Source organism: Aidingimonas lacisalsi (assembly GCF_008079445.1).
Lineage (GTDB): Bacteria > Pseudomonadota > Gammaproteobacteria > Pseudomonadales > Halomonadaceae > Aidingimonas > Aidingimonas lacisalsi.
Genome location: NZ_VRYH01000004.1, coordinates 145,135 through 167,605, shown reverse-complemented (window position 1 = coordinate 167,605; position 22,471 = coordinate 145,135). Strand labels below are relative to the sequence as shown.

General features: G+C 58.4%; 24 protein-coding genes. 13 read left to right on the top strand and 11 right to left on the bottom strand.

What is annotated here, in order from left to right; all coding sequences use genetic code 11:
* Window positions 1-90: 90 nt before the first annotated feature.
* The 13 genes from fliF to fliR all read left to right on the top strand — a co-directional run bounded on the left by fliF (window position 91) and on the right by fliR (window position 11,640).
* Window positions 91-1,866, top strand: a complete 1,776-nt coding sequence (gene fliF / locus FVV99_RS09815) for a flagellar basal-body MS-ring/collar protein FliF (protein WP_148253902.1) — start codon at window positions 91-93, stop codon at window positions 1,864-1,866.
* Complete coding sequence (gene fliG, locus FVV99_RS09810; RefSeq protein WP_148253901.1) at window positions 1,859-2,869, top strand: flagellar motor switch protein FliG; 1,011 nt, start codon at window positions 1,859-1,861, stop codon at window positions 2,867-2,869. Before fliF ends, fliG begins: the two co-directional genes overlap by 8 nt.
* Window positions 2,862-3,608, top strand: coding sequence for a flagellar assembly protein FliH (fliH, locus tag FVV99_RS09805; protein WP_148253900.1), 747 nt, complete (start codon window positions 2,862-2,864; stop codon window positions 3,606-3,608). The genes fliG and fliH overlap by 8 nt, the downstream gene beginning before the upstream one ends.
* 2 nt (window positions 3,609-3,610) lie before the next feature.
* Window positions 3,611-4,999 (top strand): flagellar protein export ATPase FliI, encoded by a 1,389-nt coding sequence (fliI, locus tag FVV99_RS09800; protein ID WP_407921345.1) that lies wholly within the window; start codon window positions 3,611-3,613, stop codon window positions 4,997-4,999.
* Window positions 4,996-5,475: a flagellar export protein FliJ gene (gene fliJ, locus FVV99_RS09795; RefSeq protein WP_148253898.1), complete on the top strand. Its 480-nt coding sequence runs from the start codon at window positions 4,996-4,998 to the stop codon at window positions 5,473-5,475. The genes fliI and fliJ overlap by 4 nt, the downstream gene beginning before the upstream one ends.
* 75 nt (window positions 5,476-5,550) lie before the next feature.
* On the top strand, window positions 5,551-6,921 hold the full coding sequence (locus tag FVV99_RS09790; protein ID WP_148253897.1) for a flagellar hook-length control protein FliK: 1,371 nt from the start codon (window positions 5,551-5,553) through the stop codon (window positions 6,919-6,921).
* Between the two features lie 221 nt (window positions 6,922-7,142).
* Complete coding sequence (gene fliL / locus FVV99_RS09785; RefSeq protein WP_236645362.1) at window positions 7,143-7,634, top strand: flagellar basal body-associated protein FliL; 492 nt, start codon at window positions 7,143-7,145, stop codon at window positions 7,632-7,634.
* Window positions 7,635-7,682: 48 nt separating this feature from the next.
* The gene (fliM, locus tag FVV99_RS09780; protein ID WP_148253895.1) at window positions 7,683-8,735 is read left to right on the top strand and encodes a flagellar motor switch protein FliM; all 1,053 of its coding nucleotides are present in this window, start codon (window positions 7,683-7,685) and stop codon (window positions 8,733-8,735) included.
* A complete protein-coding gene (gene fliN / locus FVV99_RS09775; RefSeq protein WP_148253894.1) occupies window positions 8,728-9,237 on the top strand; it encodes a flagellar motor switch protein FliN in 510 nt (169 codons plus the stop codon). The genes fliM and fliN overlap by 8 nt, the downstream gene beginning before the upstream one ends.
* Complete coding sequence (fliO, locus tag FVV99_RS09770) at window positions 9,234-9,725, top strand: flagellar biosynthetic protein FliO (RefSeq protein WP_236645361.1); 492 nt, start codon at window positions 9,234-9,236, stop codon at window positions 9,723-9,725. Before fliN ends, fliO begins: the two co-directional genes overlap by 4 nt.
* A gap of 32 nt (window positions 9,726-9,757) precedes the next feature.
* On the top strand, window positions 9,758-10,492 hold the full coding sequence (gene fliP / locus FVV99_RS09765; RefSeq protein WP_148254186.1) for a flagellar type III secretion system pore protein FliP: 735 nt from the start codon (window positions 9,758-9,760) through the stop codon (window positions 10,490-10,492).
* Window positions 10,493-10,576: 84 nt separating this feature from the next.
* Window positions 10,577-10,846, top strand: a complete 270-nt coding sequence (gene fliQ, locus FVV99_RS09760; protein WP_148253893.1) for a flagellar biosynthesis protein FliQ — start codon at window positions 10,577-10,579, stop codon at window positions 10,844-10,846.
* A 2-nt stretch (window positions 10,847-10,848) separates the two neighbouring features.
* Window positions 10,849-11,640 (top strand): flagellar biosynthetic protein FliR, encoded by a 792-nt coding sequence (gene fliR / locus FVV99_RS09755; RefSeq protein WP_148253892.1) that lies wholly within the window; start codon window positions 10,849-10,851, stop codon window positions 11,638-11,640.
* Between the two features lie 100 nt (window positions 11,641-11,740).
* Here fliR and flgL read toward each other — a convergent pair whose 3' ends face one another.
* From flgL to flgB, 11 genes are all read right to left on the bottom strand, one after another.
* The gene (gene flgL, locus FVV99_RS09750) at window positions 11,741-12,985 is read right to left on the bottom strand and encodes a flagellar hook-associated protein FlgL (RefSeq protein WP_148253891.1); all 1,245 of its coding nucleotides are present in this window, start codon (window positions 12,983-12,985) and stop codon (window positions 11,741-11,743) included.
* 28 nt (window positions 12,986-13,013) lie between these two features.
* Complete coding sequence (gene flgK / locus FVV99_RS09745; RefSeq protein WP_148253890.1) at window positions 13,014-14,924, bottom strand: flagellar hook-associated protein FlgK; 1,911 nt, start codon at window positions 14,922-14,924, stop codon at window positions 13,014-13,016.
* Between the two features lie 77 nt (window positions 14,925-15,001).
* Window positions 15,002-16,054, bottom strand: a complete 1,053-nt coding sequence (gene flgJ / locus FVV99_RS09740; protein WP_148253889.1) for a flagellar assembly peptidoglycan hydrolase FlgJ — start codon at window positions 16,052-16,054, stop codon at window positions 15,002-15,004.
* Entirely contained in the window at window positions 16,054-17,178 is a 1,125-nt protein-coding gene (locus FVV99_RS09735; RefSeq protein WP_148253888.1) for a flagellar basal body P-ring protein FlgI, read from the bottom strand. Before FVV99_RS09735 ends, flgJ begins: the two co-directional genes overlap by 1 nt.
* Window positions 17,179-17,226: 48 nt before the next feature.
* Entirely contained in the window at window positions 17,227-17,916 is a 690-nt protein-coding gene (locus tag FVV99_RS09730; protein WP_148254185.1) for a flagellar basal body L-ring protein FlgH, read from the bottom strand.
* Between the two features lie 16 nt (window positions 17,917-17,932).
* Window positions 17,933-18,715 carry a flagellar basal-body rod protein FlgG gene (gene flgG, locus FVV99_RS09725; RefSeq protein WP_148253887.1) on the bottom strand — a complete coding sequence of 261 codons (783 nt, stop codon included), beginning with the start codon at window positions 18,713-18,715 and terminating at the stop codon, window positions 17,933-17,935.
* 39 nt (window positions 18,716-18,754) lie between these two features.
* On the bottom strand, window positions 18,755-19,510 hold the full coding sequence (flgF, locus tag FVV99_RS09720; RefSeq protein WP_148253886.1) for a flagellar basal-body rod protein FlgF: 756 nt from the start codon (window positions 19,508-19,510) through the stop codon (window positions 18,755-18,757).
* A 12-nt stretch (window positions 19,511-19,522) separates the two neighbouring features.
* Window positions 19,523-20,713, bottom strand: coding sequence for a flagellar hook protein FlgE (gene flgE, locus FVV99_RS09715; protein WP_148253885.1), 1,191 nt, complete (start codon window positions 20,711-20,713; stop codon window positions 19,523-19,525).
* A 107-nt stretch (window positions 20,714-20,820) separates the two neighbouring features.
* Window positions 20,821-21,516, bottom strand: a complete 696-nt coding sequence (flgD, locus tag FVV99_RS09710) for a flagellar hook assembly protein FlgD (RefSeq protein ID WP_148253884.1) — start codon at window positions 21,514-21,516, stop codon at window positions 20,821-20,823.
* 14 nt (window positions 21,517-21,530) lie between these two features.
* The gene (gene flgC, locus FVV99_RS09705) at window positions 21,531-21,938 is read right to left on the bottom strand and encodes a flagellar basal body rod protein FlgC (protein WP_148253883.1); all 408 of its coding nucleotides are present in this window, start codon (window positions 21,936-21,938) and stop codon (window positions 21,531-21,533) included.
* A gap of 21 nt (window positions 21,939-21,959) precedes the next feature.
* Window positions 21,960-22,373 (bottom strand): flagellar basal body rod protein FlgB, encoded by a 414-nt coding sequence (gene flgB / locus FVV99_RS09700; RefSeq protein WP_148253882.1) that lies wholly within the window; start codon window positions 22,371-22,373, stop codon window positions 21,960-21,962.
* Window positions 22,374-22,471: the final 98 nt, after the last annotated feature.

The window sequence follows — 22,471 nt, the reverse complement described above, 5'->3', positions numbered from 1 at the left end:
TGGAGCCAATGAGATTGCTGAGTCGATGGATTGTGGAGCCAAGAGCCGTAATGAGTCCTGTAACCGTCCCCTCGGCCAAAGGAGGGGAGAATGAGTAACGCCGCCTCGGCTAACGAGACGACGACCAGGAGCTCGTCGAATCAAACCAACGATAGCCGGCAAGCGTTCACACGCCTGCTCGGGCAGCTTCGTGGCAACCCTCTGTTGCCACTACTGATCGTGGCGGCTGCCGTCATCGCCCTCGTCATCGCCCTACTACTCTGGGCTCAAAGCCCCAATTACCGCGTCCTTTACAGCAACCTTGCGGATTCGGATGGCGGCCAGATCATCGATGAACTCGATCAGCGGGAAATTCCTTACCGGTTCAGCAACGGTGGCAGCACCCTGCTCGTGCCTGGTGATCAAGTGCATACACTACGCTTGCAGCTCGCTCAGCAAGGGTTGCCGGAAGGTGGCAACGTTGGCTTCGAGATCATGGACAACCAGGCGTTCGGCGTCAGCCAGTTCACGGAACACGTCAACTATCAGCGCGGACTCGAGGGAGAGCTGGCTCAATCGATAGAGGCGCTCGGCCCGGTATCTCGCGCCCGTGTCCACCTCGCGATGGCCAAGCCATCGGTTTTCGTTCGCGAGGAGGAACCGGCGAAGGCCTCTGTCGTGTTGACGCTCCATGGCGGTCGCACACTGGGGGAAGGCCAGGTCAACTCCGTCATTCACATGGTCTCCAGCAGTGTGCCGGAACTGGCAGCGGAAGACGTCAGCGTCGTCGACCAGCGAGGCAACCTGCTGTCAAAACCCGACAATGGCAACAGCGATCTCGACGGTACCCAGTTGAGCTATATCGATGAAATCGAACGCTCTTACCGACAGAGAATCGAAAACATCCTCACCCCGATCCTGGGGCGCGACAACGTACGTGCGCAAGTTGCCGCACAAGTGGACTTTTCCCGCCGCGAGGAAACCCGAGAACACTTCGAGCCCAACCAGGCGCCGAATGAAGCCGCCATCCGCAGCGCCCAGGAAAGTGCCTCCTACGATGGCGGAGATGCATTGGCACTCGGGGTGCCCGGTGCGCTCTCGAACACGCCCCCCGGAACGGCCGCCTCTCCCATCCAGACACCTTCCGACGCCCAGGATGGCGATGAACAAGAAGGCGACGAAGACCAGGGGGCCGGTGACGATGAAGGCGCCGACGCGGATGCGGAAGACAACGAAACGCCCGGCCGTAGCCAATACGACCGTGTCGTCAACTACGAAGTGGACCGCAACGTCGAGCACATTCAGTACCGTCGCGGCCAGATCGACCGGCTATCCGTTGCCGTAGTCGTCGATTACCAGGAAAGCGTCAACGACGATGGCGAGGTTGAACCGACTCCCATTGACGACGAACAGATGAATCAGATTCGCGGCTTGATCCGCCAGGCAATGGGATTCTCCACCGCACGCGGCGACCAGATCGAGGTCGTCAACAGCCCGTTCACGGAGGACGATAGCGAACAGGTTGCCCGTGCGTGGTGGCAATCACCTGACGTGCAGAGCTTGGCCATGGCACTCGGCCGCTATCTGCTGGTCGCCTTCGCCGCCCTGATGCTGTATTGGCTGATTCTGCGGCCCTTCATTCGCCGCTATACCGACCAGCCGGTCGTGGCCGGCGGGGGCACCCGGGCCATCGGCGATGACAGCGAGCGCGAAGAAAACGCGGAAAGCGCCGAAGTCAGCGAGCCTGCGGCCTATACACCGCCTCCACGCAAAGGACCGCAACCCGCTGATTATGAACAGAGCCTCAAGGATGTGCGTGAGATTGCCCAAGAGGATCCTCGCCTGATTGCCATGATCGTGCGCAGCTGGATTAATCAAGATGACTAACTTTGCCACTAAGAAAATGTCCAATGCTCGCCGTAGCGCCATTCTACTGCTGGCTCTGGACGAAGATAGTGCCGCCGAAGTCTTCAAGTACCTTTCACCCAAGGAGGTACAGGATATCAGTCAGGAGATGGCAACCCTGGATCAGGTCTCGCACCAGGAAATGCACCAGGTCCTCAACGAGTTTCACGACGAGGCTCAGCAATTCACCGCGGTCAACCTGCACTCCAGCGACCATATTCGCTCGGTACTCACCAAGGCATTGGGCAACGAACGAGCATCCAGCCTGATCGAGGACATCCTCGAGACCACCGGCACCGGCTCGGGCATCGATGCGCTCAACCTGATGGAAGCGTCGATCGTGTCGGAGATGATCCGTGACGAGCATCCCCAGATCATCGCGACCATCCTCGTTCACCTGGAGCGTAATCAGGCCGCTGACATCATCGAACTGTTCGACGAAAGCCTGCGTGATGACGTCGTGCTTCGCATCGCCACCTTCAGTGGCGTTCAGCCTGCCGCCCTGCAAGAACTGACCGAAGTCCTCAGCGGCATGCTGGACGGACAGAACCTCAAGCGCAGCAAGATGGGGGGCGTTCGTACCGCCGCCGAGATACTCAACTTGATGAATTCCAGTCAGGAAGAGGAGGTCATCGACACGGTACGGGCACACAGCGAAGACCTGGCACAAAAGATCATCGACGAAATGTTCCTGTTCGAGAACCTGCTCGACCTCGACGATCGCAGCATTCAACTGGTGCTCAAGGAAGTCGATACCAATTCGCTGGTCCTGGCACTCAAGGGAGCACCCGATGCGTTGATGGAAAAGTTCATGCGCAACATGTCGCAAAGGGCTGCACAACTGTTGCAGGAAGACATGGAGGGACGTGGACCGATCCGTGTCTCGCAAGTCGAAAACGAGCAAAAGGCCATTCTGCAGGTCGTAAGGCGTCTCGCCGATAGCGGAGAGATCGTGCTGAGCGGAGGAGACGACACCTATGTCTGATCCGCACTTCTCCCGCCCCCACTCTACGGGCAACCAATGGCGGCGCTGGCAAATGGACGAGCTGGGGCGGCCGCAGCGTGAACGTCAAGAGCAGGAACGACAGCGCCGTGAGGCCATTCGCCAACAGGCTTACAAGCGTAATGCCGAATATGAAGCGATACGTGAACACGCCCGTGAAGAAGCGCGCAAAGAGGGCTATCAGGCGGGCTATGACGAAGGATACGCAGCCGGCTATACCAAGGGCGAAGAGGAAGGACGTATCGCCGCCGAGACAACGATGCAGACGCGGACACAGGAAACGGTGCAACCTCTGATACCGCTGGCCCAGCGCTTTTCACAGGCACTGGAACGACTCGATGAAGATATCGCCGATGAACTTGTCACACTGGCACTGTCAACCGGCCGCCAGTTGGCAGGCGATGCGCTGACGGCATCCCACGACCATGTACTGGAATTGGTACGCGAACTACTCCATGTCGAACCCAGCCTTTCCGGTAAACCACGCCTGTGGTTACACCCGGAAGATCTCGCTCTGGTCAAAGAACACCTGGGCGACGAACTCGACGCAGCCGGGTGGCAGCTACAGCCCGACGATCAGATACAACGAGGAGGCTGCCGTGCTACCAGTGCCAGTGGAGAACTCGATGCCACCTGGGAAGAGCGTTGGCAGTCGGTGACTCGTCAAGTCCGTCGTCGCCATCAGACAATACGGCCGACTGCCGGGGATGATGACTCATGACACTGGCTTCGATCACCAATCCACACCACGACCACTGGCAACAAACCCTGCAACGTGTCGGGAAGCGTATCGAACGGATGCCGCACTACCGTGCCAGTGGGCGAATCATTCGGGCAACCGGATTGGTACTGGAAGCCGTCGGCCTGCAAGTGGCTGTGGGCAGTGCCTGCCATATCGAACTGCACCCCGATAACGGCCTGCACGGCGACAATGTTGCTGAAGCCGAGGTCGTTGGCTTCGCCGGTGAAAAGATATTTCTCATGCCTTTGGCTGAACTGAGCGGCTTGACCCCTGGGGCACGGGTTTTTCCACTGGGCGATGGAGAAGCCAGCAGCGCACGGCGATTCCCGCTGGGGAACACCCTACTGGGCCGCGTCGTGGATGGGAATGGCCGCCCCTTGGATGATCAGCAACCGCTGGGTGACGCCCCGCATGCCCCATTGTCCACCGCCCCCCTGAACCCGTTGAACCGAGCACCGATCGAGACACAGATCGATGTCGGCATTCGTGCCATCAACGCCTTGCTCTGCGTCGGTCGCGGCCAGCGTATGGGGCTGTTTGCCGGCTCAGGGGTCGGGAAATCCGTTCTCTTGGGCATGATGGCACGCTACACACAAGCCGATGTCATCGTGGTCGGGCTGATTGGCGAGCGTGGCCGTGAAGTTCAGGACTTCATCGACAACATCCTGGGTGACGAAGGCCGCAAACGGGCCGTGGTCGTCGCAGCACCGGCTGACACCTCCCCCTTGCAACGATTGCAAGGCGCGTCCTACGCCACACGTCTGGCTGAAGATTATCGCGATGCAGGATGCAATGTGCTCCTGATCATGGATTCATTGACTCGCTATGCCATGGCTCAGCGTGAAATCGCCCTGGCGATCGGTGAGCCGCCGGCCACCAAAGGGTATCCCCCCTCGGTGTTCGCCAAACTGCCCAATCTCGTTGAGCGTGCGGGTAATGGCAAGCGCGGCGGTGGCTCCATCACCGCCTTCTATACGGTGCTCACCGAAGGTGACGATCAGCAGGATCCCATTGCCGATTCCGCACGAGCCATTCTCGATGGTCACATCGTGCTATCTCGTGAACTCGCCGAAGCTGGGCACTACCCGGCGATCGATATCGAGGCATCGATCAGTCGCGCCATGAACGCGATCACTCATGGCGATCAACAACGGCAAGCGCAACAGTTCAAACAACTTGTGTCGCGCTACCAGCGCAATCGAGACCTGATCAGTGTCGGCGCCTATAGCCCCGGGCATGACCCGGAACTGGACCAAGCCGTGCAAATGTATCCGCAGCTCGAACGTTTCCTGCAACAGGGCATGCATGAGCGTGCCGACATAGCCGCATCACAGCAATCCATGGCTGCGTTGATGGGAGGTAACCGATGACGGATCAAACGCCTCTGGACACTCTGGTCGAGCTCGCCCGTGACGCTCGTGACAACGCCGCGAAAGCTCTCGCTGACGAACGCCAGTCACAACAGCAAGCAAGGGCGCAGATCGACACGCTGGAGGGCTACCGGCTGGAATATGCACGTCGCCTGCAAAGCGCCATGCATAGCGGCATCGACCCGGCCAGCATGCAGAATTATCAACAGTTTCTGCATTCACTCGACGCGGCAATCGGACGTGCCAAGCAAACACTGGCACAACAGAAGCAGCGCGTTACCAAAAGTCAACAACAATGGCAGCAGAAACAACGCACGCTGTCATCCTATGACACCTTGGTGTCACGTAGAGAAGCCCGTGAACGACAGGCCCAGCATCGCCGTGAAATGCGCTTCAACGATGAGATGAGCGCCAACATGCAGGCACGTCGACAACGGGACGATAACCATAGTGGAACCGGACACGGTTACCAATGACCCGGTCATATCGACGTGACACGGAATAACGAGACCCAGGCGCGGCAATCCGCTGCCGCCTGAAAAGGAGGCCACATGGACATCACCACATTACTGGCCGCTACCGGCAAGTCATCGACCCCCGCCTCCGGCCAGCCGCGCGATGCGGGCGGAGACATGTCGTCATTTGCCCAGCAGCTCGAACAGGTGGCACGTGAACATCAGGGAACCTCGACGGCGGATTCCGGCAAACTGCCATCGAACTTGATGCAACAGGATCAGGAAGACACATTGTCCTTACGTCAGATCATGGAACGCCTGGGCAACCCCGAGACGCTCTCGGAGGATATGCTCGGGACCCTGGCTGATGAGTTGGGCGCCGTACTCGACCGACAAGGACTGGACAGCCAGGCGCTCGTCGAAGGGCTGACCGCTGATGGCCTCCTGGACGAGGACTCAGCACTCGGTCAAGCGCTAACTGCCGACGGCATCGATCTCGACACTCTCTCCAGCGAGGAAGCATTGGCTGCCATTCAGGAACAGCTAACGCAACTCGATGACACCAGCGAACTGGCTCAAATCACGGCGAGTTTCATCGACAACGGCGTACTTCAACGCGGCGGGCAAACGTTCTCCGACACCATGACCTCGACAGTGAGAAACGCGTCGGGAATGGCGGCAAGCGACACGCCGGGAACAGCGGTTGGCAACACCGCCTCGTCGGGCAACCCGAACAATACAGGCTCCTCTGAGAGCCTCATCAGCCGACACGTCTTGGCTCAAGCCGCCTGGAATACGCAGCAACCGGGAGCCACACCAGCCAATCCGATGATGCAGGCGGTTCAAGGCGACGCGGAAGGCGCCTGGAAAGAATTCAACTTTCAGGACAACCTCATGCAACAACGCGCTGACGGCTCCGCCCGTCATGCCGATCCGTCGCCAAGCCTTGCATCGCTCAATGGCAACACACAGCCGGTAACTGCCGCCGCCACGAGCGCCACGCCCACTGCCACGCTGACGCAACCCGTAGCCAGCCAGGCATGGCAACAACAACTCGGACAGCAACTCGTCAACTTGTCTCGCAGCGGTGAACAGCAGATCGATCTCAAGCTCAATCCGCCCGAACTAGGCCCCTTGTCGGTCAGCCTGAAAGTCGGGGACCAAGGCGCCCAGGCCCAATTCCTGTCGTCTCAGGTCCAGGTCAGGCAAGCCATAGAGCAAGCCATACCGCAACTACGGGAAGCGCTCGAGGAACAGGGCATCTCCCTCGGTGAGGCCATGGTCGGTGACCACCCCCAAGGACAGCAGCAACAAGCCGGATTGGCGAACGATCAATCCGGCCGCCGTTATCCCGGCTCCGCATCCGGCCTTGATGGCAGTGTTGCACTCGAGGATCAACCGGCAGATGTCCTGTCGGCCGACAGCTTGTCATCTGCCTTGAATGGCCGCGTCGACTTATATGCCTGATCGGCAGTCAGCGCGATTCAATTCGGCCTACATTCGAGCCGATTGCCGCCGATAACTCGTATCAAGACCGGAAATGCCGAATGCAAAGCGTGAAGATAAGCGCAATAGCCCGGTCTTTTCGAACCATGACGATGGCTTGGCTATCGCCATAATCTTCAGTGTCTTCGACGTGCGCCTAGGCGCACCGTACGAGGCCGACCGACAGCAAGATGGCAAATATAATGGCGAAGAAACGTAGCGGCGGAACACGCAAACCCTGGTGGGTCCTGGGCTTACTGATCATCCTCCTGTCCATGGGCAGTTCAGCGGCGGTCTACTATCTACTGGACGAAACCAGTGGAGATACCGGCGAACAACAGTCGGAAGGTGAACAGCAACAGGAGGTTGTCGCTCCTCAACCCAGCTACATCAAGATCGAGCCGTTTACCGTCAACTTACAAAGTGATGAATACGACCAGCGACTGCTCTATGTCGGTTTGTCCTTACAAGTCACTGACGAAGCAACGAAACGACGACTCAAAGACAACATGCCGCAGGTCAGGAGCCGGCTGATCATGTTGATGTCCAGTCAGAATGCTGAAGCATTGACCTCGCCTAAGGGCAAGGAAGCATTGACGGACGAGGTTATCAGTCTCTTCGAACGCCCTATCGGGGGAAGCGAGGAGCCACTGTCCGTCGATGACGTGTTGTATACCGAATTCATCGTCCAGTAAACGTCAACCGACGACGGGCGAGACAGACTACGGAAGTGCTCGAGCGCTATGTCCCAAGACGATATGCTATCGCAGGATGAAATTGACGCCCTTCTCAAGGGCGTCAGTGGTGAGGAAGAATCGGCGCCCACCGCCGAAACGGGAAATGATGCGCGCATCAAACCCTATGATCCCGCCACGCAGCACCGTGTGATTCGCGAGCGACTGCATGCGTTGGATATCATCAACGAGCGCTTTGCTCGCCACTTCCGCATGAGTCTGTTCAATCTCTTGCGACGCAGTGCCGACATCACGGTGGATACCGTGCGTTATCAGAGCTACAGCGATTTTGCGCGTAACGTGCCGGTACCCACCAACATCAATCTGATCGCCATGAAACCGTTACGTGGCTCGGCAGTGGTGCTTTTTCCACCCAACCTCGTCTTCATGGTGGTCGATAATCTGTTTGGCGGCGATGGGCGCTTCCTGACCAAATCCGAGGGCCGGGAATTCACGCACACGGAACAACGCATCATTCAGCGCATGCTGAGATTGGCGATCGACGGCTATCAAGAAGCCTGGGCCTCGGTCTACCCCCTCGAGTTGGAGTATGTCCGCTCCGAGATGCAGATCAAGTTCGCCAATATCACCAACTCGCCCAACGAAATCGTCGTGAACAGCACCTTTCATCTGGAGGTAGGCAATCTCAGCAGCTACTTCCAGATATGCATGCCCTATTCGATGATCGAGCCCTTGCGGGATCAACTGTCCGGCCCTCTGACCGATAGCCATCCCGAGGAAGATCGTCTATGGGGTCAGAGGATGGCCGGCGAGATCAAACACTCCAACGTGGAGTTGATCGCCGATTTTGTTGATATCCCGTCCACCATCGGGCACGTCATGTCCCTCAAGGTGGGAGACGTACTGCCAATCGAACTGCCGGACACCGTCACGGCCAATGTCGATGGCGTCCCTGTGATGCATTGCGATTATGGCAGCCAGAGTGACCAGCGCGCTTTACGAGTCAAGCAACTGATCGATCATGCACCGGGCCAACAGCCCACCGAGGACGCCTTCGTCAAACAGTCGACGCCGCAAGCCAAGGAATCTGATAATGACTGATCCCAAGAACCCTGAAAATCAAGACGGAACCACCGGTGAAGACGATTGGGCGGACGCCATGGCGGAACAAGGGGCCGATGGTGGCGAAGAAGACCCCTGGGCGGCGGCACTTGCCGAACAGGAAGCGAACGAGTCATCCGCCACCGACCCGGAGCCTCAGGCTGACACGAGTTCTGCCTCGCAGGCAGCTGGTGATCAGGTCTTCAAACCACTGGACAAGGATGCCGGAAACAGTGGGATGCGCGACCTGGAAATGATCATGGACATCCCGGTCAAACTCACTGTGGAGTTGGGCCGAACGCGCATCACCATCAAACAGTTGCTGGAACTCGCTCAGGGATCCGTCATCGAGCTCGACGGTCTGGCCGGAGAACCGATGGATATTCTGATCAACGGATACCTGATCGCTCAAGGCGAAGTCGTGGTCGTGGACGATAAGTACGGCATTCGTATCACGGAAATCATCACGCCCTCTGAACGCGTACAGAAACTCAACCGATGAGCGAACCATCCGCCGACATGCAAGGAAACGGCCCGCGTGTGGACACCAGCGGGCTCGACGCCCTCTCGAGTCAAGGCTGGGACGCTGCCGCCTCCAATGGCGACTCCTTGTTGAGCATGACTGCACTGGGCAAGACGGCCGCCGTGCTGGCGCTGGTGATCGGCTTGATCCTGTTGTGTAGTTATCTGCTCAAACGGTTCGGTGCACACCGCCATATGGGCGGACGCCATCTGGAAGTCGTCGGCAGCGTCGGGGTCGGACAACGCGAGCGAGTGGTCATCGTTGCCGTCGACAATACCTGGCTGGTACTGGGAGTGGCCAACGGTCAAGTCAACAAGCTGCACGACCTCCCGGCTCCCGTCGACGAGGAGGCCGATCTGGATACGTCACAAACGGCCAATGACGGCTTTGCTGCACGCTTTGCTCGCGCCATGAAGGACAACACCCGTCAACGCTTTGCATCACGCAATACACGAGGTCAACGGTGAGGCGTCAATCCAAGCGTCATGGTATCAAATCACTGTACCTGGCCCTTCCACTGGTACTGCTGACCCTGTTACCTACCCAGGGCATCGCTCAGGAAATCCCCGGTATCGTCAGCCAGCCAACGGCCGATGGTGGTCAGCAGTGGTCCATTCAACTCCAGACCCTGCTATTGCTCAGCTCCATGGCGTTTCTGCCGGCGATGCTGCTGATGATGACCAGTTTCACTCGCATCATCATCGTCTTGAGTCTGCTACGTACCGCCATGGGCACACAGTCGACGCCTCCCAACCAGGTGATCCTCGGATTGGCCCTGTTCATGACCCTGTTCATCATGTCGCCCGTATTTACCGACGTCTATAACGTCGCCTGGCAACCGCTATCCAATGACGAGATCAATTTCACGACCTTCCTGGAACGCGGGGTACAACCCTTCCGTGAATTCATGCTGGCACAAACACGGGAGCCTGACCTTGCGCTGTTCGCCCGACTCGCCGATATCGGCGACATGCAGGGCCCCGAGGATGTTCCCTTGCAGGTGCTTTTACCGTCATTCGTCACCAGTGAATTGAAGACCGCCTTCCAGATCGGTTTCACCATCTTCATCCCCTTTCTGATCATCGATCTTGTCGTCGCCAGCGTGCTGATGTCTTTGGGCATGATGATGGTTCCGCCCGCCACGATCTCGTTGCCATTCAAGCTCATGCTCTTCGTTCTGGTCGATGGATGGCAATTATTGGTGGGGTCATTGGCGGAAAGTTTTTACCTGTAAACCAGGTTCCACGACCTATGATCCGACGACGGCTACGGCTATCGCGGGTCCCGATCTGACGCACGGCGTCCAGGAGGTAATTGCATGTCACCGGAAATGGTCATGAGCATGGCCTATCAAGGGATGCGTGTCACGCTATTCCTGGCCGGGCCCCTACTACTGACGGCCCTGGGTATTGGCTTGCTCGTCAGTCTCTTTCAGGCCGCCACACAGATCAATGAGATGACATTATCCTTCATCCCCAAGATGCTGGGGGTGTTCGCTGTACTCACCTTCGCTGGCCCTTGGCTGCTCAAGGTGATCACCGATTTTACCCGTGAGTTGTTCAGCAATATACCGACGATGATCAGCTAGGCATGGTCGAGGTCACATTCGCGCAACTGCACGGCTGGCTGGTCGCCTTCTTGTGGCCGTTCACCCGCATCACGGCCTTCTTCATGGCCTCGCCTCTGTGGGGACATAGTAGCGTACCCAATCAAGTCAAGATCGGGTTAGGTGCCCTGCTTGCCGTCGTTGTCGCGCCCACGCTTCCCCCCATGCCGGATATCCCTGTCATGTCCTGGGCGGGATTGGGGGTCATGGTGGAACAGGTACTGATCGGCATATCGCTGGGAATCGTGACACGCGTCATGTTCGCTGCCGTTCAGGCGGCCGGCGAATTCATCGGTCTGCAAATGGGGCTCGCCTTTGCGACCTTCTTTTCTCCGGATACCGGCGCCAACTCCATGGTGCTATCCCGCATTTTCTACATGATAGCGCTGCTGATGTTCCTCGCCTTGAACGGACACCTCATCGTGATTGAAATCCTGGCCACGACATTCGATACGTTGCCGATAGGGCTAGGCAGATTCAATGCCGGCGGGTTTGAAATGCTGGCGCGCTTCGGTTCAACGATCTTTCTCTCCGGCATGTTGCTGGCGTTGCCATTGGTCGGGTCGCTGCTGATCATCAACCTGTCACTGGGCATCCTCAACCGTGCCGCCCCGCAGCTCACCATCTTTTCCATCGGCTTTCCGATGTCGTTGATCACGGGGATCATTCTACTGATGGTGCTGATGACCGATTATCAGCGTTTCCTGGAACGGCTATTCACCGAAACCCTATTCTTCATGCAAGACATGCTGGACACTCTGGCGCCATTGAATTGAATGGCCAAGCGGCGAATCCGGCCATCGCGCCCTGCAACCGATACCCCGACACGACGAAGGGCCCCATCCAGGGGCCCCTCTCTACCGATCGACTGCCAAGCTAGATCTGATCGAATAGCGACATGCTATTGATATCGGCAAAAGCCTTTTGCGAAGCCTGAAGTCCTACCTGCGCCAGGCTGTACTCGGAAATCGCCTCGGCATAATCCAGATCGACGAGTTCCGACATGTTGTTTTCGTAACTCAACGCCCGATTATTACCGACGGCATCGACCACATCGAGTTCGTTGATTCGGGCACCGACGGACGCTCGCACTGTCAGTACGTTATCGAGGCTATTATCCAGTTCACGGCTGACGCTCGACAGCGTATTACGCAAACTGGCCGCCTCCGCCGGTGTCTGGTTTTCGGATCCCAGCGCCGTGATGGCATCTTCCATGCTCTTGAAAAGGCTGGTATTACCCGCTTCGGCCGGCCTCACCTGAAAGCTGTCACCATCGCCAGGGGCGTCACCCTTGAATGTCATTTCCATGCCGGCGAATGACAAAGGAACCTCGCCACCCTGCAGACTATCGTAAGCCAGGTTGGTGTCACCACCGGCATTCAGTGATACGGGATCGCCGGCTTCGTCGAGCACCTGCACCCGCATCTCACCGGCATCCTCGTAGAATTCGACGTCGTAGGACTCCCCATAGCCGGCGGCAGTGGCGTCGACACGGTTGGGTCCCTTGAACGTCACATCGCCCGTATTGCCGTCATCGGCACGCGCCACATACCCGGCCCCGTTGGGAACGCTGTTGAAGACGTCCTCGCCGCTATCTCCCGAAGGCATCTTGCGCGAGGCATCGATCTGCTGCTCCTTGACCTGATCGTCGCCGACATACTCGATTTGACCGTTACTGCTGACGAACGGCGGATCGGACTCCTGATACCCGCCAAACAGATAACGACCATTGCCATCGGTGCTATTGGCCTGACCGATCAAGGTTTCATAGATACCGTTCAGCTCGCTGGCCACGGACTCGCGGTCGGCATCGCTCAGGGTGTCATTGCTCGCCTGGATCAGCAGCGTCTTCGCACTGGTGATCGCATCGCTGACGCTATTCAAGACACTCTCTTCCTGACTGAGGCTGTTGCGAGCGCTGACGCGGGCATCGGCATACTGTTCATTCACGGCCTGTGACTGAGAGACACCGACGGCTCTCGAGGCAGCCTGTGGATCATCGGAAGGATTGACGACCTTACGGCCGCTGGCGATCTGCTGCCCGACCTGCATGAAATCGCTCTGCTGGCGATTCATGGAAGACAACCCTTGCTCGAACATGGTAACGGTGCTGATACGCATCGCGCTCTCCCACTCCTTGTTTACCGGATCAACGCAGTCCCAGGATGGTATCCATCAAGGTGGTTCCGGTTTCTATGACCCTGGCATTCGCCTGATAGAATTGCTGGTAGCGCACCAGGTTGGCCGCTTCTTCATCGAGATTGACGCCGGATTCCGACTGCTGCACCTCACGCAGTTGCTCGGTGAGCCCCTGCTGGGCGTCCAGGTTGACCTGGGCGATGTTGGTATCGTTGCCCACATCGCTGACCATGGAGGCATACGCCTCACTGAAGCTGGCCTGATTGTCGACCATATCCCGATCCTGCAGGTTCTGCATGGCCAAGGCGTTGCGGTTGTCCCCCGTTCCGGTAGCCGCCTCGTCAATGGACAAGGTATCACCGTCTTCAGGCATGCCGTCGAGCGTCATGCTCACCCCATCGATGGTCAGGGTGTCGCCGACCTCCAGGTCGACACTGGCCGGATCGGTCGCTGTCTCGCCATTGACGAGGACCTCCGCACCCAAATTGCCACCGGCACTGTTTTCCAACGTAAAGGTGCCTGCCGCCGCATCCGCCCCCGAGACCTCCATGGTCAGCGGATTCAGCGTGTAGCCTTCCGCCGTACGGACATCACTGGCCGCAAGATCGCCGCCATTTCCCTCATCGGCGTCGACGGACAGCAACTGACCGGCCGCGATATCGGCCCCATCGTTGATCAGGTTTTCGATACCACCGGCTCCCTCGCGGGTCGGCTGTACCTGAAAGCGATCGCCGGCATCCGGCTCTTGATCCAATGTCACTTGAACGCCATCGAACGTCAGCTCATTACCATCCTGCTCGAAGGCGACGTCTTCCCCCGTATCCCGTCGTGTCACAGTATAGTCCGTACCATCGTACTGGATATCATAATCGCCGGTCGTCAGTTCGCGGGTATCGGTAAACGTAGCGTCAATACTCGCATCACTGGTATTGGTATCGTTGGCGATGGCTTTGGGCGCGGCAATCGAGAACATGTCGCCGCCCCGCTCCCCATCGAGGTCGACACCCTGGCGTTGCTGATCATTGAATTCCGCGGCCATCGTAATGGCCAACTGACCAATCTGGTTCTGGGCCTTATCGAGCGACTCTTCACGGAAGCGCATCAAACCGCCCAGTTCACCACCTTCGAACGTTTCCGCGCCGAGCTCCTGGAGGTTACCGCCGGAGTCGCGATAGCCCACCATGGTACGCTCGGGGTCTGCGTTGGAACTCATGGTTTCCAGTGTATTGACCCGGTCACCGGATACCAGCGGTTTACCGTTGCCAATCGTGAGGTTATATGTGTCGCCGTCCTGCTTGACGACATCCACGTTGGCGATCTCGCTGATATCGGAAATCAACTGGTCACGTTGATTGAGAAGGCCATTGGGCGCTTCCCCGTTCTTGGCCTTGGCCAAGGTGATCTCTTTATTCAAGCTCGCCAGCTCTTGCGCTGAATTGTTGAGCTCGGTGACGCCATCCTCGATACGCCCATTGATGCCGGACTGCATGTCATTCAGGTAACTGTCGAAGGAACGGAACTGTGCGGACAAGGTGTCGGCGTTACCGATCACCCCTTGCCGGGATGCCGGATCGGATGGCGCCCCCGCCAAGTCTTCCATGGACGAGAAGAAATCCTGAATCAACGGCGACAATCCGGCCTCGCGGTCCGCCAGCAGGTCGTCCACCTGACTGATCTGCCCTTCATAGGCCTCGAGCGCACTCGAGGTACTCTTGGCGGCATTGAGTTGTTCGGCGACGAATTCATCGAACTGACGCTGCACGTCGTTCACCTGAACGCCGCCCCCCGTCACGTTTTCGCCCAGCAGCGTCAACTGGCGGTTGTATCCCGGTGTATTGACGTTGCTGATATTGCTACTGGTCGTTGAGAGCGCTTGCTGTGCCGTATTGAGCCCGCTCAAACCTATCGAAAAGATACTCATGATTCCCTTCCCCAGGCGGTACTAGTCGAATTATCGGCCTATCGTCGAAAAACTTGAGCCGGAACCGGCCTCATTGATCAGAAAATGCGGGTGGGTACCTGCTCGGTCGAGAAGGTATCTCGGCGAGCCGTCGCGGGTAGCGCGTCATCGCCCCGCTCGGCCCTCATGCCCTCCATGACCGCAATCAGCTTGTCGGCATACGCGGGATCGGTGGCATAACCGGCACTCTGGAGCTCACGTGCCGCCGCTTCCGGCGAAGATGCCGTCAATACGTCGGCATAACGGGGATTGTCGCCGATCAGACGCGCATAGTCCGTGAAGGCGGACTCGAAGTCATCGTAAACGCGAAACCGATCCCGCACGCTACGAGCCTCACCATCGACATACTCGGTGGTGGCAATATCCGTGGTCTTGCCTTGCCATTGACTCCCCGCCTTGATACCAAAGAGATTGTGGCTGTTCCCGCCATCGGCGCGCGGGATCTCACGCCGCCCCCAGCCGGTTTCCAACGCGGCCTGAGCCAATATGACCTCTGCCGGCACACCGGTCTTGTCACTGGCGGCCCGTGCCGGGGCTTCTAGCTCATTCAGGAAGGCTTGCTTGTGAGAGTCGAATGCAGACGTCATGCGTCGGTCGCTGGCGTCATCTGGCATGGGTGTCGCGGACCGGGTATCCAGTTCATCGGCTAACATGCCATGTACTGGATCACGCCCCGTCTCTTCTGCGCTGTCACTTCCCAGCACACGCGGTGTCCCGCGCGGTATCCCCGCGATGAGATCGTCGCTCGTATCATTCCCGCTACTGGCGGAAGCCGCCGCAGGCACCATGCCGCGCTTCTCGAGCTGCTCGACCAATTGGTCCGCCACACCGAGCCCTTGTCCGGACAGATGCTGGGACCACTGCTGATCGAGCATCTGGGTGTAGAACTCGGTCTGCTTATTACTCAGCAAGCCGGATTCGGGTACCGTATCGCGCATGCTTTTCATGACCATCTGCATCAGAATCGCCTCGAACTGCTTGGCAGCCTGAGCCATTTCCTCTCGTGGAGCATTGCGCGCACTCTGCTTCATGCGCTCCAACCCCTGCATATCGAGCGCAAACTGCGAACTCAGATCGTTTTCGATGGCCATCAGATGATCTCCAACTCTGCCCGCAAGGCGCCGGCGGCTTTCAATGCCTGAAGGATCGAGATCAAGTCTTGCGGTGTTGCCCCCAATGTATTGAGCGCATTCACGACATCGACCAGATCGGCGCTATCGTCCATGTACTGCAACGGCGCTTCCTGCTGCTCGATATTGATATCCGCTTCCGGCGTCACTACCGTCTCCCCCTCACCGAAAGGGTTGGGCTGCGAAGCATTGAAGCGCTGACTGATCGTGACCGACAGGTTGCCGTGAGCCACGGCGGCACGATGCAGAGTGACGGCGCTCGACAATACCACCGAGCCGGTGCGCGAATTGACGACGACCTTGGCCGGCCCCTCGCCGGGGTCGACATCCAGACTCTCGACTCGCGCCAGAAAATTGACCCGTTCGTTATCGCTCAATGGCGCCTGCAAGCGAATGACCCGGCTGTTGACCGCACTGGCGACAGTAGATCCGAACTCGCCATTGATGGCTTCGACCACGTCTCTCGCCGTGCCGAAGTCGGCGTCGTTCAGCTCGAGCTCCATGACGCCATCGTCACCGGCCATCTGTAGAGGAACCTCTCGCTCGACCGTCGCACCGCCATCGATTCGGCCACCCGCTTGCTGGTTGATCGACACACTGCTGCCCGCCGCTTCGGCGCCGGCTCCCCCGACATGGAGATTCCCTTGCGCCATGGCGTATACCTCACCATCGGCCCCCTTGAGAGGCGTCATCAACAAGGTACCGCCACGCAAGCTGCGCGCATTCCCCACCGACGACACCACCACGTCCAATTCCTGGCCCTGTTGGGAAAACGGTGGCAATTCGGCCGTTACCATCACCGAGGCCACGTTACGCACCTGCATGTTCGTCCCTTCCGGTACGTTGGTTCCCAACTGCGACAGCATGTTTTCCAGGCTCTGGGTCGTGAAGGGCGTCTGCATGGTCTGGTCGCCGGTGCCATCGAGCCCCACGACCAGGCCATAACCGACCAGGGCATTGTCGCGGACCCCGGCAAAGCTGGCCAGATCACGCAATCGTTCACTCTGGGCCGGCGCACTGAGCAGCAAGCCAACCAACAGCGTCAACAATGCCGTGAAGCGAACTACATAGCGATACGATGTCATGCGAATCACACTCTTGAACGTGGACACGAGCCGGCAACGCCAGACAGGTCAGAATGGTGAAACATTGAGGAAGAACCGTTGCAGCCATCCCATGTGCTGTGCTTCATCGATATAGCCGTCACCGACATACTCGATGCGTGCATCGGCGACTTCCGTGGACGGCACACGATTGTTGCCATTGATCGAACGCGGATTGACCACACCGGAAAACCGGATGAACTCGACACCTTGATTGATCGCGATCTGCTTCTCGCCACGCACCCGCAAGTTGCCGTTATTCATGACTTCAAGCACGGTTACCGTCATGGTACCGGTGAACGAGTTGCTGGCTGCGGCACCGCCACCGCCTTCGAAATCGTTCTCGCCTTCCAGCTCGTAACCGTACTCCGCCAAGGCCTCGAGCGCATCGGGCAACTGTTCCAACCCCAGCGAACTCGATCCGTTGCGATTGGCGCTCGATGACGCATCCTTGCTGGCACTGACCTCTTCGTCGACCACGATCGTCAACACGTCACCCGGCGCACGTGGGCGACGATCCTCGAACAATGGCTGATGGCCGCCCCTGGCCTGGTAAATGGCGCCATTGGCCTGCCCTTCCTGAGGTTCAGGAATCTCGATCTGCTCCTGCTCGCCCACCACCGACGGACGCGGCAACTGTGCACAGCCGGCCAATGCCAGAATTGCAGCCACACTGACGGCAAGTTGAAAACAACGGTGCAGCCTGTCCTTGTTCATCATCATGGCCTCGCCAGGATTACAGCTGGCTCAACCGGCCAAGCATTTCATCGGATGTCTGTACGGCCTTGCTATTGATTTCATAGGCACGCTGGTTCTGGATCATGCTGACCATTTCCTCCACGACATTGACGTTGGAGGTTTCGACGTACCCCTGCTGAATCGTACCGGCGCCATTCATGCCGGGAATGTTGTCATTGCGTGGACCGGATGCCTCGGTTTCGCGATAGAGGTTGCCCCCGATACTTTCCAGCCCGGTCGGGTTGACGAAGGTCGACAGCGTCAACTGACCGATTTCGTTCTCCTGAGCCGTCCCCGGTTCCGTCACGGAAACGATGCCATCCTCACTGACGTTGATGGACAAGGCGTTTTCGGGAACGGTAATCGCCGGTTCGACCGGATAGCCATTGGCGGTGACCAACTGGCCGTTCTGGTCGAGCTGGAAACTGCCGTCACGAGTGAATGCAGTCGTGCCATCAGGCATCATGACCTGGAAGAAGCCGTCACCCTCGACAGCCATATCCCGAGAATTGCCGGTATTTTCCAGGTTGCCTTGGGTATGCAGCCGTTCCGTGGCAACCGGGCGGACCCCGGTGCCAACCTGCATGCCCGACGGCAGCGTATCCTGGGCCGATGACTGTGCTCCCGGCTGACGGATATTCTGATACAGCAGATCCTCGAAAACGGCACGAGAACTCTTGAAACCATTGGTGGAGACGTTGGCCAGGTTATTGGACGTCACATCCATCTGGACTTGCTGCGATTCGAGACCGGTCTTGGCGGTCCATAATGATTTGATCATGATTATCTTCCCTGCGCCTGCCTGAATGTCAGGTTCGCATTAGCCGCTGATTGAGAGCAGATTGTTGGCTCGCTGCGCATTCTCATCGGCCGTCTCTATGCTCTTCATCTGCATGTCGTAGCGACGTGCCGTATCGATCATCGCCACCATCGTTTCGATGGGGCTGACATTGCTGCCTTCCAGCGAACCGCTGACGAGGCGTACGTCTTCATCCTGAGCCAGCGGTACGACCTCGCCCTCAGCGTTGGGCAGCGTGCGGAACAACCCGTCCTCCCCGCGCTGCAGTTGCTGATCTTGCGGGTCGACCAGCTTCAGACGACCGACATTGGCAATCGCATCGGCAGTCTGCCCCGGTTCGATCGCGCTGATGGTGCCATCCTCACCGATGCTGACGTCGGCCCCCAGCGGTATCACCACCGGCCCGTTCTCCCCCATGACCGGCCGGCCGGCACTGGTCAAGACTCCGTCGGCATCGACTTGCAGATCGCCTCGACGCGTGTACGCTTCGCCACCGTCGTCGGTTTGAACGGCTAGCCAACCGCTCCCGTCGACTGCCACATCCAAGGCACGTCCCGTGCTATTCAGTGGCCCCGGCGACATATCGGCCCCAGGGGTCGTCGCCGCCACCGACACACGCGTCGGCAGGCCTTCCCCTTGCACCGGCACGGCCCGCATCGCGGACAGTTGGGCGCGGAACCCCGTGGTGGTCGCATTGGCCAGGTTGTTGCTGACCACGGACTGCTGGTCCATGGTCTGTTTGGCCCCGCTCATCGCGGTATAGAGAATGCGGTCCATCTCAGCCCCCGATTAACGTAGGTTGACGGTGCCCTGCAGCACTTCGTCCTGAACCTTCACGGTCTGTGAGTTGGCCTGATAGGTGCGCTGCGCAATGATCAGATCGACCAGTTCCCCGTTCAGATCGACATTGGAGGTTTCGATGGTGCCCGACTCGATGGAACCGAACACGCCCTGACCGGCCTGCCCCAACAGTGCCTGGCCGGACTCGCTGGTTTCCGCCCAGACGTTGTCGCCTTGCGGATCGAGGCCGGCCGGATTGCGGAAGTTGGCCATGGCGATCGTGCCCAGCACCTGGGACTCCTCGTTGGAGTAGTTGCCGATGATATTGCCGGCATCGTCGATGGTCGTGCCGACCAGGCTGCCGGAGCTATAGCCATCCTGGTTGAGCGAGCTCAGCTCGAAATCGTTACCGAACTGAGTGGTCCCGGTAAAATCCATGGCAAGGTCTAGATCGTTTGCACCACCCCCAGGTGAAAACTCAAAAGTACCGAATGTTGAAGCAGCTTCATTTAGCGTGCCGTCATTATTGAATTCGAGTGTGCCGGTATTGGCGCCATCGACTGTGCCATTCATGGCCTGATGTACGTCCCATTGATTTTCACCAATCTTGGTAAAATACATGGTCAAATCATGAGAATTGCCTAAGGAATCATAGACAGTAGCGCTATTGGAATATGAATAAGTATCGGAGTCGGTTGCATCAAAGGGGGTTGCACCCCGATCAACCTCATCTACCCCCGAATCCAGGTTCAGACTGGCATCGATGCCCGTCGTCGGCGACGCCTCGAGCGCATCGGAGGGCACCTGCAACTCCTGCGGCTGCCCCCCGACACCGACCCCGGCCGGGTACCCGGTAAGGCGTGCCCCCTGGGCATTCTCCAGATACCCGTCAGCCGTCAGCGACAACTGGCCATTGCGGGAGTAGACGACCTGCTCGTTCTGACTCATGCGGAAAAACCCATCGCCGCTGATGGCGAGGTCCAGGTTACGCCCGGTGCTCTCGAGCGTGCCATCGGAGAAATCCTGCAGTACGGCAGACACCCGCGTGCCCAAGCCGACTTCGGCGCCGGCATACACATCGGCGAACTGCGTATTGGAACTCTTGAAACCCACGGTTTGCGAGTTGGAAATATTGTTGCCGATCACATCCAGGTTATCGGCGGCGGCATTGATGCCACTGAGCGCTTGTGAAAAACCCATGTTCAGCTCCCTGTGCGTTTGATGGTGCTACCGGCCTGCGTTCCGGAACACGTCATGGTCATGTCGAATGCTCGTCTCGCTTTCTCGGAAGTGGCTCACTCCCGTCATCAATTCAGGATCTGACGGACATCGTTCAGGCCGATCTGCCCCAGTTCCAATGCCCCGCCAAGATCCAGCAACGGCCCGTCATCGCCCTCGGCAACGCCACTGACCCGCGCATAGCCGAGCGTTTCATGGCTCACGGCTTCTCCCGCTTGCGTCGCTTCTACCGACACGCGATAGGTACCGTCGGGAGCCGTTTCGCCATTCTCCAGCGTGCCGTCCCAGGTGAAGGACTCGACGCCCTCATCGAGGGAACCGATCTCGAAGCTGCGCACGACTTCGCCATTCTCATTGGCGATCGTCGCCGTCACCTCCTCGGCAGGGGAATCCAGCTCGATACCGAACGGTGTGGTCGCGCCATCATTGACCAGCACGTGATCCGCAGGTACCAGTACGCCCTGATCGATCAGTGAAGCTGCCTGGAGAGTATGCCCCTCGTCGATCTGGCTATTGATATCTTCCAGAGACGAGTTGAGGTCGTTAATCCCCTGGACCGTATTGATCTGCGCCATCTGCGAGGTCATCTCGGCATTTTCCATGGGATTCATGGGATCCTGGTTCTCGAGTTGCGCTACCAGCAGCGTCATGAAGCTGTCGCTGATATCCTCGATACCTCCGCTGGCGGTACTCCCCAGGCTGGCTGAAGACCGCCCTCCGGCATTGACGCTATCGAGCACCGAACTATCGATGGAATTGCTCATCGCCCTGTCTCCGTTTAGTTCTCGCCGATGGTCAAGGTCTTGGTCATCAGCTGCTTACTGGTATTCATCACCTCGACATTGGCTTGATAGGAGCGTGACGCCGAGATCATGTTGACCATTTCGTGCGCCGGCTCGACGTTGGGCATGGTCACATATCCCGCCTCATCGGCCAGTGGATGATCGGGCTGATACTCCTGACGCATCGGCGAGGGATCCTCGATCACTTCGTCGACACGAACGCCGCCGATGCCACTCTGATGGTTGGCCCGCGTCTCGAACATGACCTGCTTGGCGCGATAGGCTTCGCCATCCGGACCAGCAACGCTGTCGGCATTGGCTAAATTGCTGGCCGTCACGTTCATGCGCTGCGACTGAGCACTCATCGCCGAGCCAGAGATATCGAAGACAGAAAACATCGACATGATGTCACTCCTGCTGATTCATTATTCGGGTTGCATCGCGCTCTTCAGCCCCTGAATGCGACTGTTGGCCAGGGTAAGACTGGCCTGATAGCGCATGGCATTATCGGCAAACTGGGTTCGTTCACGGTCCATATCCACGGTATTACCATCCAGACTCGGTTGGTCAGGGATGCGATACTGCATATCGACACCGGCCGAGGCGGGCGCCTGCCCCGAGATATGACGCGATGACGTCACCTGCAGCTCCATCCCTTGGCCCTGGCTGCGACCTTCCTGCATGACGCGCGACAGCTCTTCGGAAAAGTCGAAGTCTCGCGCCTTGTAGTTCGGCGTATCGGCGTTGGCAATATTGCTGGCCAGCACTTCATGGCGCTGTGCGCGTAGATTGAGCGCTTGCTTGTCAAAGCCCAAGGCGGCACTAAGTTGGTCAATCATCCTTCTGGCCTCATTATCGCCACCGGTGACTCCCGATGGTTTACCAAAGGAAATTTGTCAGAGTGGAGAATAGTGGGGATTTTGTCAGGGCAAAGGGA